Raw genomic sequence first — 16,038 nt, 5'->3', positions numbered from 1 at the left:
TTGCTAAATGTACTGTTATTACTGGCATTCATGTTAACTTTGATTAAACATCTCTTTGCATCGACCCAAACAATGGCTTGATAGGGCGTCGCGGAGAGACATTTTTCTTTAGGCATCAATTTAGGTTGAGCGGGAGTCGGGATATGGAAAATGTCATGAATCAGACTTGGCAAAAGACAGCTCTCAGCTGGGAATATCACAAGGCAGCCAATCCGCGTTTAGCAGATGTACCCATTCGTGCATTTCCGGCCAGCCTCCATGAATCCGGTGAAACACGGGTCATCCCCCTCGACCTTGCGGTGGAACTGGGGACAAAATACCCCGCCACGACTCCGAATCTTCTCGCTAACTACATTCGGATTAATGCTGGGGAACAGATTCCGGCGATCGCCGCTTCCAGTTCTGAAGTTTTTTATGTGATGCGTGGTGCCGGGCGTACCGAAACTGAATATGGCGTGCTCGAATGGAAAAAAGGTGATTCCTTTACCCTGCCAATGAATGCAGGCGTTACCCACTATGCCGATGAAGATAGTGCGCTCTATTGGGTTCACGACGCACCAATGTTGGCTTATCTTGGCGTTCGGCCCACTGCTCCGCGCTTTGAACCCGCTTTCTATGCCAGCGAATATCTCAACAGCGAAATTGAACGTATCCGGGAAGAAGGCATTCGTCGCAACCTCAACCGTAACGGTGTGATTTTAGGCAACCCCGAAAGCGAAGCAACCCGCACCGCCACCCACACCATGTGGTCTTTGTATAATCTGGTGCCGCCCCATTCTTCCCAAAAGCCCCACCGTCACAATTCCATTGCCTTAGATTTAGCGGTTTCAGCGAAAGAAAATACCTACACATTGATCGGCAAATCCCTTGATAACGATGGCAATATCATCAACCCAGTGAAAGTAATGTGGCAGCCCAATAGTGTCTTTGTGACGCCGCCGAGCCTTTGGCATTCCCACCACAATGAGTCTGACGAAGATGCCTTTGTTTTTCCGGTACAGGATGCAGGGATGCAAATTTATATGCGTACCTTAGACATTCAATTCGCCAAGTAATGAAAAACACTCGTTAGTGCAGATTACTCCTTCTGTCTGAGGGAGTTTTTTTATGACACATTACAATCGAAGTTAGACAATTACGCCTAAAAAAATATGGCCAGCATCTCAATTCACGATTTAGATCGGCATCTCAGCGAGCGTTTACAAGAACGTGCCCAGAAACATGGACGTACCCTCGAAGCAGAAATTATTGATATATTGCAAAAAGCTTTAGTTGCAGAGGAGTCATCACAAAATTTGGTGGAGGCGATCGCCCAACATTTTCAAGAATTCGATGAATTTGAAATTCCCTTACCCCCCCGGGAAAAAATTCGCGATGTCTTTCTCGCTTGAAGCACGGTGATTATTTTAGATACAAATGTTCTTTCTGAGCTCATGAAGCCCCAAGGCTCCCATCTGGTGAAAGCTTGGATTGCCCAAAAAAACCGTACAGAACTTTTTATTACAGCGATCACTCAAGCAGAAATTCTTTATGGTATTGCCACTTTGCCAGAGGGACAGCGACGGGAGCAGCTCACTCAAGCGGCTCGGAATATGTTCCAAATGGAGTTTCGCCATAAGATTCTCGCTTTTGATGATGAGGCCGCCATTGCTTTTGCAGACATTTCATCTGCGCGGCGAAGACAAGGAAGGCCAATATCTCAGTTTGATGCTCAGATTGCGGCGATTTGTTTGATCAACCAAGGTATTATCGCGACTCGCAATATTGACGATTTTCATCATTGTGGCATCGATGTTGTTAATCCTTGGCAATCATGAAACTTTTTCAAGATTTCTTTTCCCTATTTCTTCAGGATAAATGTCCCCTCTGCGATCGCCCTGGAGAAAATATCGTCTGTCGGGACTGCGATCGCCAATTACAAAAAACAAAGCTCATCAATCCTAAACGTCACTGGCAAAACGATCTGCCGCTATTCGTCTGGGGCCAGTATGACGGCAGCCTCAAACGGGCGATCGCCACAATGAAATACGACAATTGCCCTCAACTGGGACGCTGGCTCGGTACCCAATTGGGTTCGCAATGGCGAAAATCCTTTCCAAACCAGCAAAAATTAACCGTTATCCCCATCCCAATGCACCCCGCAAAACAACAGCAACGGGGTTTTAACCAAGCCGAGATTATCGCCCGTCAATTTGCCCAAGTCACCGGATTGCGCTACGAAGCCCAGCTTCTCCAACGCCCAAAAGCAACCCAAGCCCTCTTTGAACTGACGGTGGCACAACGACAACGGGAACTGCAACGGGCTTTTTCCCTTAACCCTAAAGTCATATCCCAAGGATTGCGCCAGCCTATTTTGCTGATCGACGACATTTACACAACGGGGACAACGGCCACTGAAGCCCAACAAACCCTTGTGCGTGGGGGCTTAGAAGTTTGCGGCATTGCGGCGATCGCCACCCCTAAAACCTGAAAAAATCCTCCCCCCGAAAGCAGTCGAGGAATTTAGCCGGAAATTTCCCTATCAACGGTAGAATATGGTTTGATTATGCAAGCCCGTAATGTTGCTAAAGCTCCATGATTTCAAGTAATGACTTTCGTACTGGTACATCCATCGAATTAGACGGTTCAGTGTGGCGCGTCGTCGAATTTCTCCACGTTAAACCCGGTAAAGGTTCTGCCTTTGTCCGGACAAAACTAAAAAACGCCCAAACAGGCAGCGTCGTTGAAAAAACGTTCCGCGCTGGTGAAACCGTTCCCCAAGCGATCCTCGACAAACGCACCATGCAACATACCTATAAAGAGGGCGAGCAGTTTGTCTTTATGGATATGGAAACCTATGAAGAAGTCCGCCTAACGGAAGCGCAAATTGGCGATCGCGTTAAATACTTGATGGAAGAAATGGAAGTTAATGTCCTCTTCTGGAACAGCCAAGTCATTGACGTTGAACTCCCGAATACCGTTGTCCTCGAAGTCACGGAAACAGATCCTGGTGTGAAAGGCGACACGGCCACAGGGGGCACCAAACCCGCCATCGTTTCCACAGGGGCCCAGGTCAATGTGCCTCTTTTTATCTCGATTGGTGAGCGCATTAAGATCGATACCCGCACCGATACCTATCTCGGTCGCGAATAAAGCCCCAAAGCTTTTTTGGAGATCCGCACTAATCCTGGCTTGGATCTCCCCCCTACCCATGCAGTTGTGAGGAATAACCTGTTCTGTGGCTATTAATTTACAAGAGATCCAAGAACTTCTATCCACCATCGGCCAAACCAATGTCACCGAGTTTGAACTCAAAACCGATGATTTTGAACTCCGTGTGAGCAAAGGTACTGTTGTGGCTGCTCCCCAGACGATGGTGATGTCCGAGGCGATCGCCCAACCAGCAATGTCCACTCCCGTTGTTTCTCAAGCAACTGCAACCCCAGAAGCCTCCCAAGCGGAAACCCCGGCTCCCAGTGTGAGCATTGATGATAAGTGGGTCGCCATTACCTCCCCCATGGTGGGAACGTTTTACCGCGCGCCGGCCCCTGGTGAAGATCCCTTCGTTGCCGTTGGCGATCGCGTTGGCAATGGTCAAACCGTTTGCATCATCGAAGCGATGAAATTAATGAATGAGATTGAGGCAGAAGTCAGCGGTGAAGTTGTTAAAATTGCCGTTGAAGACGGTGAACCCATTGAATTTGGTCAGACCCTAATGTGGGTCAACCCAACCTAAGCGTTCCAATAATCAATTGATACAATAGTCTTAAACTATCTATTCCTTTTTCTGAGAAAACCAATGCCTGACGACCATCAGATGCCCCCAGAAGTTCTCCAACAGGTAGCTTCGTACTTTAGTGTTCTGGGAGAACCGATGCGGTTGAGGATTTTAGGTCTTTTACAGGACGGGGAACGCTGCGTCCAGGATTTGGTTCAAGCAACGGATACAAGCCAAGCAAACGTGTCTAAACACCTCAAGGTGATGCTCCAGGCAGGAATTTTACAGCGACGGAGTGAAGGAACTTCTGCCTATTATCGGGTCAGTGATGAGCTGATTTATGACCTGTGTAATTTAGTTTGTAATCGCTTGGCTGAGCGCATTGAAGAACAGGCAAAGAAGTTTCGCAATGCCTCTTTGACTTCCTAGGCGATCGCCTTTGTTGATGCTGTCCAAGGTTAACAAAAGGATTAGGTCACGAAAGTTTACAATTGTTATAACGAAGCAAGAATTTATTCCCTAGCCCACCTACAGATTGCCGATCCTATGACTTCCTATTCCACTTTTTCTGCCAGAGCCGAAATGAGTGAGCTGCGTCGCCTCAAGACGCTGTTGCCCCCTGAGTTGCAAAGTTGGGTGATGGTTGAGGGCACCACAGAAGTCAATCCCCCCCTCATCCGCTGCGAAGAATTAGGGAAAGATGAAGTCGAAATTCAAATTGATTTGGCGAAGTGGGAAAATCTCGCCATTGACCAACGCAACCTCTTGTTTTGGCATGAAGTCGCAAAGATCCAGAACGATACAATTCCCCGGGAAGGCTGGGAAATGGCAGCCCTCGCCATTGGTCTGGGGGGTGCTGTGGGCGAGCTTTGGGTTCAGGATGGTTTGCTCTTGGTTTTGGCGATCGCCCTTTGTGGTTTTTCGGGTTACCGACTATGGCAAAAAAATAGCGGTGAAAAACGGATGACCATCGCCATTGATGCCGACGAACAGGCGATTCGCCTCGCTACTCGGTTTGGTTATACCCTACCCAATGCCTACAAGAGTTTGGGGAGTGCCCTTAAAGCCCTGATTGAGCAAACCCCCAACCGCCGCAAACGCAAGGATTACGAAACACGGCTCCAGTTCTTACGGAAGAGTGCCGCCAAAGCCAAGGCCCAGATGGAAGACCAACAGGTACGCCGTCCGAAAATGAGCTAATTCCTGTAGTAATTAAGGGGTGGCGATCGCCGCTGGTTTCGCCTTCGTTTCGGCGATCGCCCCTTGGAGGGTTTCGATTAACTCTTGATCTAAATAGGGCTTCGTTAAGTAGCCATTTGCTCCCAACTGCTGGGCCAACTGCCGGTAGCGTTTACTGCCCCGGGAAGTCAGCATTAGCACCGGAAGTTCCGCTTTCGGATGTTTTTTGCGACAGCGGCCGAGAAACTCAAAGCCGTTCATATTGGGCATTTCCACGTCACAAATAATCCCGACCACTTCAGGGTGAAGCTCCAGTTGGTTGAGGCCGTCGGCACCGTCTTGGGCCTGGATGACACGATAACCGGCTTTTTGCAGGGTGGTGGAGAGGGTTTGTCGGGTCGTTAGAGAATCATCAATGGCGAGGACAGTCGGCAAAGTTAATTTTGGCTGGCGGGTCTGGAATTGGGGATTAATAATGGTTGTGTTGTGGCTATCTTTTTGGCAGACCCGTTCAATGAGGGCGGCACTATCTAGAACGGGAACCAGGCGACCATCCCCTAAAATAGTGCAACCAGAAATATACCGAGGTGAGGCGATCGCCGTCCCAAAGGGTTTGATCACCAGATCTTGTTCGAGGAGAATTTGATCGACCCGCAAACCAATCACTTCATTGGCCTGGGCCATGACCAAAACCATCTGTTGGCCCACTTGATTCCAAATATTACTAATATTGCCCTGGGCTAAAGAGCCAATTTGTTGCCGACTGGCAATGGCCGAAGCGGGATAATTAAAGCCACTCAGGAGGGCCTGGACGAGGGGCACTGTTTTCCCTTGCCAGCGGAACTGTTCTTGGTGACCGTCTTTTGTGAGATCTGCTTTTTCGGCAGCGGCGATCGCCGACAAACTATTGATAGGCACCGCAAAGACACTCTCCTGACAACGGAAAATCAACAATTTTGTAATGGTCATACTCCAGGGGAGCCGGAGGGTAAAAGTTGTCCCTTGGCCTAGCTCAGAGGTCAAGGAAATATTTCCCTTGAGGGCGCGAATTTGCAGACGTACCGCATCGAGGCCCACCCCCCGACCCGATAAATGACTGACTTTTTCTGCTGTCGAAAAACCCGGAACAAAGAGTAATTCATACAGTTGTGACCGAGATAATTCTGCCGCTTCAGTGGCACTGACTAAGCCTTTGCGCACGGCTTTGGCACGGACTTTCTCAATGTCAATGCCGCGACCATCATCCTGGATTTCAAGGTAAGTAGAGTTGCCCCGGTTGTAGGCTTTGATTGTAATCGTGCCCGCTTCTGATTTATTGTGGGCAAGGCGTTCTTCGGGGGAGTCGATGCCATGGTCAAAGGCATTACGAACTAAGTGAACCAGAGGATCATAGAGCTTCGATAAAATCGCTCGATCCACAAGGGTATCGGTTCCTTCTAGGTTCAGGCTGACGGGTTTATTACCCTTAACGGAAAGATCACGCACAGTGCGCGGAAAACGGTTCAGAAGCTCCCCAATGGACAACATCCGCGCTTGGATTAGATTATTTTCTAGTTGTTTGAGGGTTTGTTGTCGTTGTTTGAGGGCCTGCTGATCCTGCTGGGCGATGAGGGTGGTGTCTTCAATGGTTTCACTGAGCTGGGCCATTTCCTCGGTCATGGTCGAAGCAAAAATGACAAATTGCGCCAACTGAGCCCGGGCCTGGGGATTTTTGACCACCAGTTCTTTGGCATATTCTTGGAATTGCGCGGTAATTTTATCGAAGCGACCATACCAGCGTTTGAGGGAATCGAGGGCATCGCTGCTTTGTTTATTCCGGAGTAGGGCGCTGTTGTCCTGGGTGACTAATTCGCCAACCAGGCTGTTGAGGTGATTGAGGCGGCCCATGTCGAGGCGCACGCTGAGGCTATTGGTGTCGATGCTTGGTAGAACGGGATTGGCAGGGGGGGCGATCGCCTTTTCTGGAACCGGAGCCTTTTCTGGAACCGGAGCTGCTGCTGCAGAATTTGGAATTAACTTGGGTTCTAACGCCTCAGTCTGAGGAGGGCTGGGGGGAGTCTCGTCCTCGGTGGAAACAATATCATTCTGGATAATCGGTTCGCTGGGTTCCGGTTCATCCATGAGCACCAGGCTCGTGAGATCTACATCGACCTCCCCTAGGGCGTCATCGGCTTCTAGGATCAGTTCAGCCAGATCAATGTCACTCAGAACGGGTCGCATCTCGGCTTCTGGTCGGGCATTTTGGGTTAAAAATTGGAGGGCGGCCAGTTCATCGGCATCGAGGGAAAGACCGTTTCCTAAATCTTCGCCATTGCCGTTATTCACGAGGTCATTGACCGTCTCTAGGGGAAGAGTTTCTGGTGCCGTTGACGGGGAGGGAGTCTGGGTTTGGCTGAGTTGGTGGAGGGCGGCACTGGGTTCTCCTCCCTGGGTGCGATCGCCAGCGAGGACAGCAGCTTGGCCCGCTTGAAAATCAGTAAGGGCGCAGCGGGCAATCTCTAGGTACTGCTCAGCATTGGTTTCAAGGGCCGTTTGGGCCACCTGGGCGATCGCCGCAAAGCCTTCGAGGTTCAACATATCGCCTAGGGTCGCCAAAACTTCCATTTGGGAAACGAGTTCCCCGTGGGGATTTTTCGTCGGCGGTTTGTTGACGTAATTTTCGAGGCGACCAAGGGCCTGGGGGACTTCTTCTTTGAAAATAAATTCAGTAATATCCCCTTCCATCTGCATTTCCGGCAGTTCTGCCGCTTCATCTAGGGCATGACCTAACTTTTCTTCTAACTGGCTAAAGATCGGTTTTGCCCGTCCTAAAGCGTGGTCAGGGTCATATTCTCCCTGGTGAATTTGCTGATTGATGGGGTCTTGGAGGGCGTCATAGGCTTCGAGCAACAGGTTTTCCAGCTCCACATCGAATACAGTGTCTTCTTTATAAAGAGCCCGGATGCCGTTTTCTAGATCATGGGCGATCGCTTGGATAGCCATCAAGCCCACACAGGCAGCGCCCCCTTTAATGGAATGGGCGGCCCGCATCAAACCATGGATTGTCGGTGTTTCGTGGTCTTGGCAGAGGTTCATCAAACCCGTTTCGAGGTGCTGCAAAAGCGCCTGTGATTCCTGGACAAAGAATTCATAGGCTTGATCGTTTGTATCAACTGTTTCCTTGGCCATGATTGGATGATGATCCCCTACTCAACCGATGTGATGATAAAAAATAATGTTGCGATGCGATGTTACTCGACAGGGTGGGGAAAGGGCGATCGCCTCTCCCCGATACCCCGACAACTACTGCACCTTAAAGCGAGACACACTCTGTTGCAGTTCCCCGGCTACCCCCAGGAGCTTGGTGAACGATTCCGCCACCTTCACCGATTGGGCGGAGGTTTGACTAGAAACATTGGCCACATCCTGCATCGTTTGGTTCAGCTCATTGGAAATATCAACCTGGGTAGACGCCGAATCCGCAATTTTTTCGACGGCTTGGTTGATACTCATACTGACCTTGGCGAGATCCGTGAGGGCTTGGCGTGTCCCTTTCACCAATTTCGTCCCGATCAAGACCCGCTTCCGGCCCACATCCATGGCTTTGATCACCTCGTTGGTTTCCGCCTGGATTTCTTCGATGATCGCCTCAATCTCCTTGGTGGCGTTGGCCGATTGTTCCGCTAGGGTGCGCACTTCATTGGCGACGGCAAATCCCTGTTCTTCTTCCCCGGCGCGAGTTGCCTCCACAGAAGCATTTAGGGCGAGTAAATTGGTTTGGTTGGCCAGTTCGCGGATCAGGTTTAAGACCCGGGAGATCTTCTGGGAAGAATCCGCCAGATTTTTAACCTTGCGGGCCGTTGCTTCAACAGTCTGTTGGATCGCCACAATCCCCTGGACAGTCCGGTTCATGGCCATGTCCCCTGATTGGAGGGTTTTGTTGGCCAATTGGACTTTGGCTTGGGCTTCCTGGGCGTTGCTGGCGACCTCTTGGATGGATCCAGTCATTTTAAAGAGCTTATCAAGGGCCACATTGACGCTTTCGGCTTGGCGCAACGCTTCCGCAGACAGGTTTTGAATCAAGGATTCACTTTCTTGGGCAGTGTCTGACACAATGGTTGTCGATTCCTGTACCCGCTGTACCAGCAGTTGGAGATTTTCGAGGGTGGCGTTGAAAAAGTCAGCGACAGTGCCCATTTCCCCTTCGGTGACCCCAGCCCGCACGGTCAAATCCCCTTCAAAGGATTCTTCGATTTCTTCGAGGAAGTTTTCAATTTGCCCTTGGAGTTGCTCCCGCTGTTGACGCTGTTCTTCGGAAACAATTTCTGCTTGGCGACGGGATGTTTCGACTTCCTCGAGGAGGAGGGCTTGGTCGAGGGCATAGCCCAACTGGATCGCCACCTGACGGAAGGACTCTACCAGGGGAGCTTCCCATTCTCTGGTACTCGAACATTGGTGCGCCCCCAAAAGACCATAAAGCTTTTGGTTAACGAGAATGGGAACCACCACGTTGGCTTTTACCTGCCATTTACCGAGTTGTTCTTCGTGACAAGCGGTGAGGCCAGCTTGGGAGACATCGGGGGTCACTTGCACCCGCCCTTGGCGATAGGGTTCAACGTAATCTTCGGGGAAACAGGGGGCATCGCCGGAGGTCATCATATCTTCGCTGAGTTTGCGCCAACCGGATTTGACGGCTTCGTATTTAATCCGGCCATCCCAGTTGTCATCAAAGCGATAAACTACGACCCGATCGCACTTCATGAGCTTGAGGGCTTCTTCGACGCCAGTCCGGAAGATTCGTTCTAGATCGAGGGATTCACGGATCCGGAAACTGATGAGGTTTACTTGGCGTGTCCGGACGAGTGCCTGCTCCTGTTCCCGGCGGAGGAGGGCCTGGTCGAGGGCATACCCCACCTGTTCTGAGAGTTGACGGAGGATATCAATTTCCGTCTCACTCCAAAGACGGGTGCTGGCACATTGGTGCACAATCAACATGCCATAGAGACGTTGGTTCGCACTAATCCCGGTGGCCATATAACCCTTGACGCCATAGGGGGCAAACTCATTCACATGGCAGTCAACAAAATCAGCATTAAAAATATCGGGAATCGCGACGATGTGACCCTTCTGGTAATTTTTTGAGAGCTTTTCTGTGACTCGGGGTTCATTGGTGCGTAAGCCGAGGGTTGTGGGGTAGCCCTGCTCCACCGATTCCGCGGTGATCAGCCCTTTCCAAGAGGAATCAAATTCATAGACAATTGCCCGGTCTGTGCCCAAAAGATCCTGGGCTTCTTCGACGGCGACATTGAGAATGGCCTCTACCGTCGAGGCGGCCTGGAGTCGCATCCGGGTTTCATTCAGGCGCTTGGCACGGTCTTGTTCTTCCTTGAGGAAAGCCTGCTCTAGAACATAGCCAATCTGCTGGGCAATTTGCTTTAGGGTATTGATCTCTAGGTCAGTCCATTGGCGCGGCCCAGAACATTGATGCACGATCAACATGCCATAGAGCTTTTGGTTAGCGACGATGCCAACGGCCATGTAGCCTTTAACGGCATGGGTCGCAAATTCGGTGATGTGACAGTCGATAAAGTCGGCTTCGTAGATGTTGGCGTAGGCCGTCACTTTCCCCCGGATGTAGGCCTTGGCAAATTTTTCGGTGACACGGGGTTCGTTGGTTTTTAATCCCAGGATCGACTCAAAACCAGACACAACGGATTCTGCATTGATCAGGCCGCGCCAGTTTTGATCCAAGCGATAGACAATCGCTCGATCAGCAGTGAGGATGTCTCGCGCTTCTTCGACGGCGGCGCTGAGAATTTCTTGGACTTCGAGGGATTCCTGGAGACGGGCACTCATCTCACTTAGGCGTTGGGCGCGCTCGGCGGTCATCTGCCGTTGTTCAATGAGGCTAATGCGTTCGAGGGCAAAGTTAACTTGGTTGCTAATTTGCTGGAGTAGGTTGCTATCGACTTCTTGCCAGGGGTGGGCACCTTGGCAACGGTGGACGACGATCAGGCCGAAAAGATTGCGTTCGATGGTAATAGGAGCAATCATCATTGCCCGCACCTGGGCCTGGTCGAGGGTTTCTAGTTGGGAGGCACTCAAACCGATGTCGCTGAGGCGATTTAGGACGGTGAGTTTGCCGCGCTGGGCCTGCTTGAGGTAGCGTTCATCGAGGCCACAGTCCTGGAGTGTTTTGCCCATGAGGCTTTTCCAGCGGGGATCAGCAGCTTCGGCGATCGCCAGGGCTTTTTGGGGGCCATCGACCCGAAAAATGAGCACTCGGTCGGCTTGGAGGGCTTCGCGGGCATCGTCTACTGCTGTTTCGAGGATCTCTGCGGTGTCATTAAAACTACCGAGACGGGACGACAATTCATTGAGAATTTGGGCCTGGAGGGCGGCATTTTCTTGCTGTTGGAGGGCAAAGGCTTGATCGAGGGCAGTGCTGACCTGGGTGGCGGCCTGGCGCAAAATCTCTAGTTCACTATCGGCCCAACGGCGGGGTAGTGAGCATTGGTGCACCATCAAAAAGCCCATGAGTTTTTGGCGGGCGATAATGGGGGCGATCGCACTGGCGCGAATCCCTTTCGCCTTGAGGTGATTGAGCACCGCTTCATCGAGGTTGGCCTCGTAGATATCCTCGATGACAGTCACCTGACCCCGGAGATAGGCGTCTTGGTGGGCGGCTTCCAGCCAGGGAAGATCGAGTTCTAGGCCCAGGATTGTCGGAAACTGCCGTTCTACAGCTTCGGCGACCACTTGACCCCCAAGGGCATTTTCACCGAGCTGATAGACCACCGTGCGATCGCCCCGGAGCGCAGTTTGCACTTCCTGAACCACCGCCGCAAAAATATCCGCTGGCGTGAGAGATTCCCGGATCCGCGCACTGATTTGGTTTAACCATTGGGCCTGTTCCGCCGCCGCCCGCTGTTGATCTAACAATTGGGCTTGGTCGAGGGCGTAACCCACCTGTACCGCTAACTGCCGGAAAAATTCGATCTCCGACTCTGACCATTCCCTGGCGATCGCACATTGGTGGGCCACCAATAACCCATACAACTCTCCCCCCAAAAGCAGCGGTGCCGTTAAACTTGCCTGGACTTCCAATTGTTGCCATTGATCCAGTTGGGTATCATCCGTTGTTGTTCCGTGGCCGAGATTGTTGAACGCTTCAACCCGCCCCTGCTGAAAGAGCCGAATGGCATGGTCTGACAACCCCACCAGGGAATAGGACATTCCCAAAGCACTGGGCCACCGCCGTTCCACGGACTCGTACATCACTTTGCCGAGCCAATCTGGATCATCAAAGACATACACTACCACCCGGTCTACATCCAGGGCATTGCGTGCATCCGAGACCGTCGCATTGAGAATATATTCAAAACTTAAGGACTCACGAATGTGGGAAGTCATCGCATTGAGCAGTTCCGCCCGCTCCACCGCTGCCCGTTCCGTGGCTAACAGAGATTGGAGTTCTTCCGTCATCATGTCGATGTTGGAACGGAGATTACTAAGCTCACTAACAAGGGTGCCAGCCTTCGAGGTGAGGGTAGAATGCTTCTTGTTGGTGCTGGTGGCTTGTACCGGCACAATGGTCACCGTTTCTTCGATGGGGTGTTCTTTATGGTCGTGGTCGAGGGGTTGGGGCTGAAGACGGTTGTCTTGGGAGCTGTTGGGGCGGAAGGGAGCTTGAGTCATGGCAGTTTCAGGGAATTTCAATTTAGATAAACGCAGGGAAATGAAAAAATGAGGGGCCAAAACATTGGGCCGATTCATTATTCAGTCTGGAAAAATTAGCCTGGGGATTTGAGGTGATCTAGCAAGGCTTCGAGGTTGATGCTCAAGATGGTTTCCCCCGAAGCCGTCCGAAACTGGCCAGCCACCAAAGCTGAAACCTCAGGGGGGATTTGCCCTGGAGGACCAGGTAATAACTCCAGGCGATCGCCGCGTATGAGATGCTGCACCTCGGCGACGAGAATCCCGAATGTCTGGTGGTTGACCGTAACCCGTAAAACATGGCATTGCGATCGCCCATAATCACCAGCCAATAAAGGAGGCAAACGCAGGGCATAGGCTAAATCCACCAGCCACAGCACATCGCCGCGCCAGCCACAGACCCCCACCACCGCAGGCGGCAAATCTGGCATTTGCACAATGTGTCCCAACTCGACATTGATCGTTTCGACCAATTGAGCCGTGGGTACCATGGCCCGAAAACCATCGGCCAAAAGGATACTAATGTATTGTGTTGTGCTACTTTCCGGGGCAGAGGTCACAGGGGCCATAAACAACGCTCCAAATCAAACTTCAGTCAACAAAAGTTGCGCTAGACGGGACGGCAAATCAGGCAGCGCCAAGCTTAAGGGATCCAACGCCGTACCGCGTTTAACAATTCATTTTGGTCAATGGGTTTAGTGACATAATCATTGGCCCCCTGTTTACTGGCCCATTTTTTATCCATTTTTTCAGCTTTGCTAGAGCACATGATGATGGGAATATTTTGGGTTTTTGGATTATTTTTCACCTCACGACAAAAGCCAAAACCGCTTTGGCCCGGCAGCACCACATCCAAGACAATGCCATCGATCATTTTGTGATCTAGGATGGCCCGCGCTGCCTCTGCCGTCGTCACCTTTAGCAAGCTAAACCCGGCATTTTCTAGGCAACTTGTGATAATTTGTGCTTCTGTCGGACTATCTTCAACTAATAATAAAGTTGCCATTACAAACCTCTGGGGAAAATTCAAATTAAATAACAATTCTTGTTTGAGAGCAACCCTTAAGTAAACTTTGAAAAGTCAAATTTTATCGGGTAGAGCTAGAAACTTTTAAGGTGACATCTTCTGTTTCATTATCCTGTGCGGCAACTTCATCTAAATATTTTTCAATTAAGGCAATGGTTTTTTCTGGATCCGGTGGTTTCCCCAAAAAATCTGAAGCCCCCACGAGCTTGGCTCGATTGCGATCAATCAAGGTATCGCGGCTGGTCAAGACAATAATTGGCGTTTTTTCAAACACAGAGGTTTGCCTGAGAAACTTACACACGGTATAACCACTAGCATTGGGCATCACGAGGTCAAGAATGATCACGTCTGGTTGACTCTCGATAAGCTTGGCAACGCCCCGCATGGGTTCACTAATGCCGATGGTGCGATAACCAGCCCCTTCGAGGATTTTCCGTAGGGTTTGGAGAATCACGGGGCTATCATCAATGCAAGCAATGAGGGCATCACGCTTTTCGGGCGATCTCAGACTGCCGGAAGTGGGGCTATCAGCATCGGTAGATTCTGCAAGATGGCCTAGGGGAGGGGGTAAATCGGCAATTTTTTTCAGTTGAACAATGCGCTTTTTTAATAGGGGAATTAGGGCATTGGCAACGCTATTAACCGATTTACCAAGGCACACAGAAATGTCCCACATGGTGAATTGTCCATTGAGATACTGACCCAAACTGCCAAGGGCACTGGCATCAATACCTGCCTTTAGCACTGGGGCGAGGGTGGGACTCAAGTTACCAAGACCAGCGGCTTGCCATTGTTGTTGGAGTTGCATCACTCGCTTGAGGTCGGGTTCGACTTCTAGGTAAGACAAGGACAAACTGAGGGCGATTTCTGTGGCATTTTTTTGGGTTTCATGGGATTCGATGGTGGCATCGGCATAGCAACCAAGATCGAAGAAGACTTCCTGGGCGATCGCCCGAATAATTGCCTTCGCTTGCATGACCGTCAGTTGTTTGGTTGTGATCCCTTGGTAAAGGAGCTGATATTCCCACATTTGGGGACTTGTCAGTTCTTGAGGATTTGGCGTCCACTGGGGGGCGAGCCGTTGGGTAATGCGGTACCAACGACGGGTAGAGTGGATACCGGCGGTGGCATGGAGAAGACGCCCGGACAGGAGATGAATATGCCCCTGGTATTGACTATTCCCCACAATCAACTCCCCCGTAGCCCGGGTTTGGCACAACTGGTTTAGTTGATCGGCGATGAAACTGAGTGTATTGCCTGCAGCAGTCATATTCTGTGTCTAGAGCATTCTCGGTTTTAATATACCCATAACATCACGATCACCTAACAAAAACTTTGCAACAATACACAAATCAATTTATTAATTTAAAACCCTAGAAATCAAGCGATTAACAGCACAATAAACCCAAACAATATTTTCTTTGCATGGGAATTTATTCGCTTTATTTTGATTTTTATTGCCGCACAAGTATTGAGGCGGTTCTTAATTCCGTTGTTGTTTTCTACGTATAAACACTGAAGCTTGTTTTAACTTTTGTGAAGTTCAAGAACATGTTGACTGTGGGACGTTTGAAAGTAATTCTTAAGAAAAAATTATAGAGATTTCTCCTAGACAATTTTGTGAAGATTTGATGTAGCTTTTGCTGTTCTAGGCGAGAAAAAGACGCCGTTAGCGATGGTTTGGGTTGACAAAGGGCAGTGGCGATCGCCAACAATGACATAGATTTCTAGCCCTCTCCAGTTGAGACCATGACGGATATTGCGACGTTAATTGCCCAGGTAAAGACAGAGGCAGAGCGGGAACCATTTCCCATTGATGTGCCTGTGTACCAAGCAGCACGCCTTAACCCCACGGAGCCAGTGCTCTATGCGGGGAATCTCAAGGCATCCCTGTGTTTTTTCGGGCGGGATTTGGGACGGGATGAGGTGCACGCCCGCCAACCCCTCTATGGTGCTGCGGGCACCCTGGTACGCCAGGGATTTTATTATGCAGTTCACCACAAAAAAATCCATGACAAGGCGCAATTGGCGACGGTGTGCGATCGCATTTTGCTGACCAATACGGTGCCCTACAAACCACCGGGCAACAAGGCCTATCCGGTGTCGGTTAAGGAACGATTTCGCCCTTTTGTGGAGCGGCTGTTGGTGTTGCACTGGCAGGGCAACCAAATCATCACCCTGGGTACGGAAGCCTTTAAGTGGTTTGACCCCTACGGACGACGGGGAGAGGTAAACGGGTTCTTCCGGCGGGGCGATCGCTTTGAGACATCCTTGCAAGTGACCCTCCGGGCGGTGGATGATCTGGGAATGGAACACCAAAAGATCGTTACTTTGTCGCCTTTGCCCCACCCATCTCCCCTAAATCAACGCTACTATGCCCAGTTTCCTCAGATGTTGCAAAATCGTCTGGGGGCGATCGCCTTTTGAGACCTCGCTTTTG

Annotated in this window: 14 protein-coding genes; 9 read left to right on the top strand and 5 right to left on the bottom strand. The window is 50.6% G+C overall.

The window, feature by feature from the left end; all coding sequences use genetic code 11:
- The first annotated feature begins 155 nt into the window (after positions 1 to 155).
- The 8 genes from AACQ84_RS00285 to AACQ84_RS00250 all read left to right on the top strand — a co-directional run bounded on the left by AACQ84_RS00285 (position 156) and on the right by AACQ84_RS00250 (position 4,897).
- Positions 156 to 1,055 carry a hypothetical protein gene (locus AACQ84_RS00285; RefSeq protein ID WP_223209900.1) on the top strand — a complete coding sequence of 300 codons (900 nt, stop codon included), beginning with the start codon at positions 156 to 158 and terminating at the stop codon, positions 1,053 to 1,055.
- Between the two features lie 96 nt (positions 1,056 to 1,151).
- Complete coding sequence (locus tag AACQ84_RS00280) at positions 1,152 to 1,391, top strand: FitA-like ribbon-helix-helix domain-containing protein (protein ID WP_012305697.1); 240 nt, start codon at positions 1,152 to 1,154, stop codon at positions 1,389 to 1,391.
- Positions 1,392 to 1,397: 6 nt separating this feature from the next.
- Positions 1,398 to 1,817, top strand: a complete 420-nt coding sequence (locus AACQ84_RS00275; protein WP_012305696.1) for a type II toxin-antitoxin system VapC family toxin — start codon at positions 1,398 to 1,400, stop codon at positions 1,815 to 1,817.
- Positions 1,814 to 2,470, top strand: coding sequence for a ComF family protein (locus tag AACQ84_RS00270; protein WP_012305695.1), 657 nt, complete (start codon positions 1,814 to 1,816; stop codon positions 2,468 to 2,470). Before AACQ84_RS00275 ends, AACQ84_RS00270 begins: the two co-directional genes overlap by 4 nt.
- Before the next feature lie 104 nt (positions 2,471 to 2,574).
- Entirely contained in the window at positions 2,575 to 3,132 is a 558-nt protein-coding gene (gene efp, locus AACQ84_RS00265) for an elongation factor P (protein WP_012305694.1), read from the top strand.
- A gap of 85 nt (positions 3,133 to 3,217) precedes the next feature.
- Entirely contained in the window at positions 3,218 to 3,715 is a 498-nt protein-coding gene (gene accB / locus AACQ84_RS00260; RefSeq protein ID WP_012305693.1) for an acetyl-CoA carboxylase biotin carboxyl carrier protein, read from the top strand.
- 63 nt (positions 3,716 to 3,778) lie between these two features.
- On the top strand, positions 3,779 to 4,126 hold the full coding sequence (locus tag AACQ84_RS00255) for an ArsR/SmtB family transcription factor (protein WP_012305692.1): 348 nt from the start codon (positions 3,779 to 3,781) through the stop codon (positions 4,124 to 4,126).
- A gap of 117 nt (positions 4,127 to 4,243) precedes the next feature.
- Positions 4,244 to 4,897 carry a DUF3318 domain-containing protein gene (locus tag AACQ84_RS00250; RefSeq protein ID WP_012305691.1) on the top strand — a complete coding sequence of 218 codons (654 nt, stop codon included), beginning with the start codon at positions 4,244 to 4,246 and terminating at the stop codon, positions 4,895 to 4,897.
- A gap of 12 nt (positions 4,898 to 4,909) precedes the next feature.
- Here AACQ84_RS00250 and AACQ84_RS00245 read toward each other — a convergent pair whose 3' ends face one another.
- The 5 genes from AACQ84_RS00245 to AACQ84_RS00225 all read right to left on the bottom strand — a co-directional run bounded on the left by AACQ84_RS00245 (position 4,910) and on the right by AACQ84_RS00225 (position 14,868).
- On the bottom strand, positions 4,910 to 8,044 hold the full coding sequence (locus AACQ84_RS00245) for a hybrid sensor histidine kinase/response regulator (RefSeq protein WP_012305690.1): 3,135 nt from the start codon (positions 8,042 to 8,044) through the stop codon (positions 4,910 to 4,912).
- Positions 8,045 to 8,158: 114 nt separating this feature from the next.
- Entirely contained in the window at positions 8,159 to 12,553 is a 4,395-nt protein-coding gene (locus tag AACQ84_RS00240; protein WP_041443695.1) for a GAF domain-containing protein, read from the bottom strand.
- A gap of 95 nt (positions 12,554 to 12,648) precedes the next feature.
- Positions 12,649 to 13,140 (bottom strand): chemotaxis protein CheW, encoded by a 492-nt coding sequence (locus tag AACQ84_RS00235; RefSeq protein WP_012305688.1) that lies wholly within the window; start codon positions 13,138 to 13,140, stop codon positions 12,649 to 12,651.
- Between the two features lie 74 nt (positions 13,141 to 13,214).
- Positions 13,215 to 13,577, bottom strand: a complete 363-nt coding sequence (locus tag AACQ84_RS00230) for a response regulator transcription factor (RefSeq protein ID WP_012305687.1) — start codon at positions 13,575 to 13,577, stop codon at positions 13,215 to 13,217.
- An 82-nt stretch (positions 13,578 to 13,659) separates the two neighbouring features.
- A complete protein-coding gene (locus tag AACQ84_RS00225; protein ID WP_012305686.1) occupies positions 13,660 to 14,868 on the bottom strand; it encodes a response regulator in 1,209 nt (402 codons plus the stop codon).
- Positions 14,869 to 15,347: 479 nt separating this feature from the next.
- On the opposite strand from AACQ84_RS00225, the gene AACQ84_RS00220 reads away from it, so the two are divergent.
- Positions 15,348 to 16,025: a uracil-DNA glycosylase family protein gene (locus tag AACQ84_RS00220; RefSeq protein WP_012305685.1), complete on the top strand. Its 678-nt coding sequence runs from the start codon at positions 15,348 to 15,350 to the stop codon at positions 16,023 to 16,025.
- Positions 16,026 to 16,038 lie beyond the last annotated feature (13 nt).

Origin of the sequence: Picosynechococcus sp. PCC 7002, assembly GCF_963860125.1 — a bacterium.
GTDB lineage: Bacteria > Cyanobacteriota > Cyanobacteriia > Cyanobacteriales > MRBY01 > MRBY01.
The sequence above is the reverse complement of the archived record's forward strand: the minus strand, read 5'-3'. Positions and strand labels throughout refer to the sequence as shown.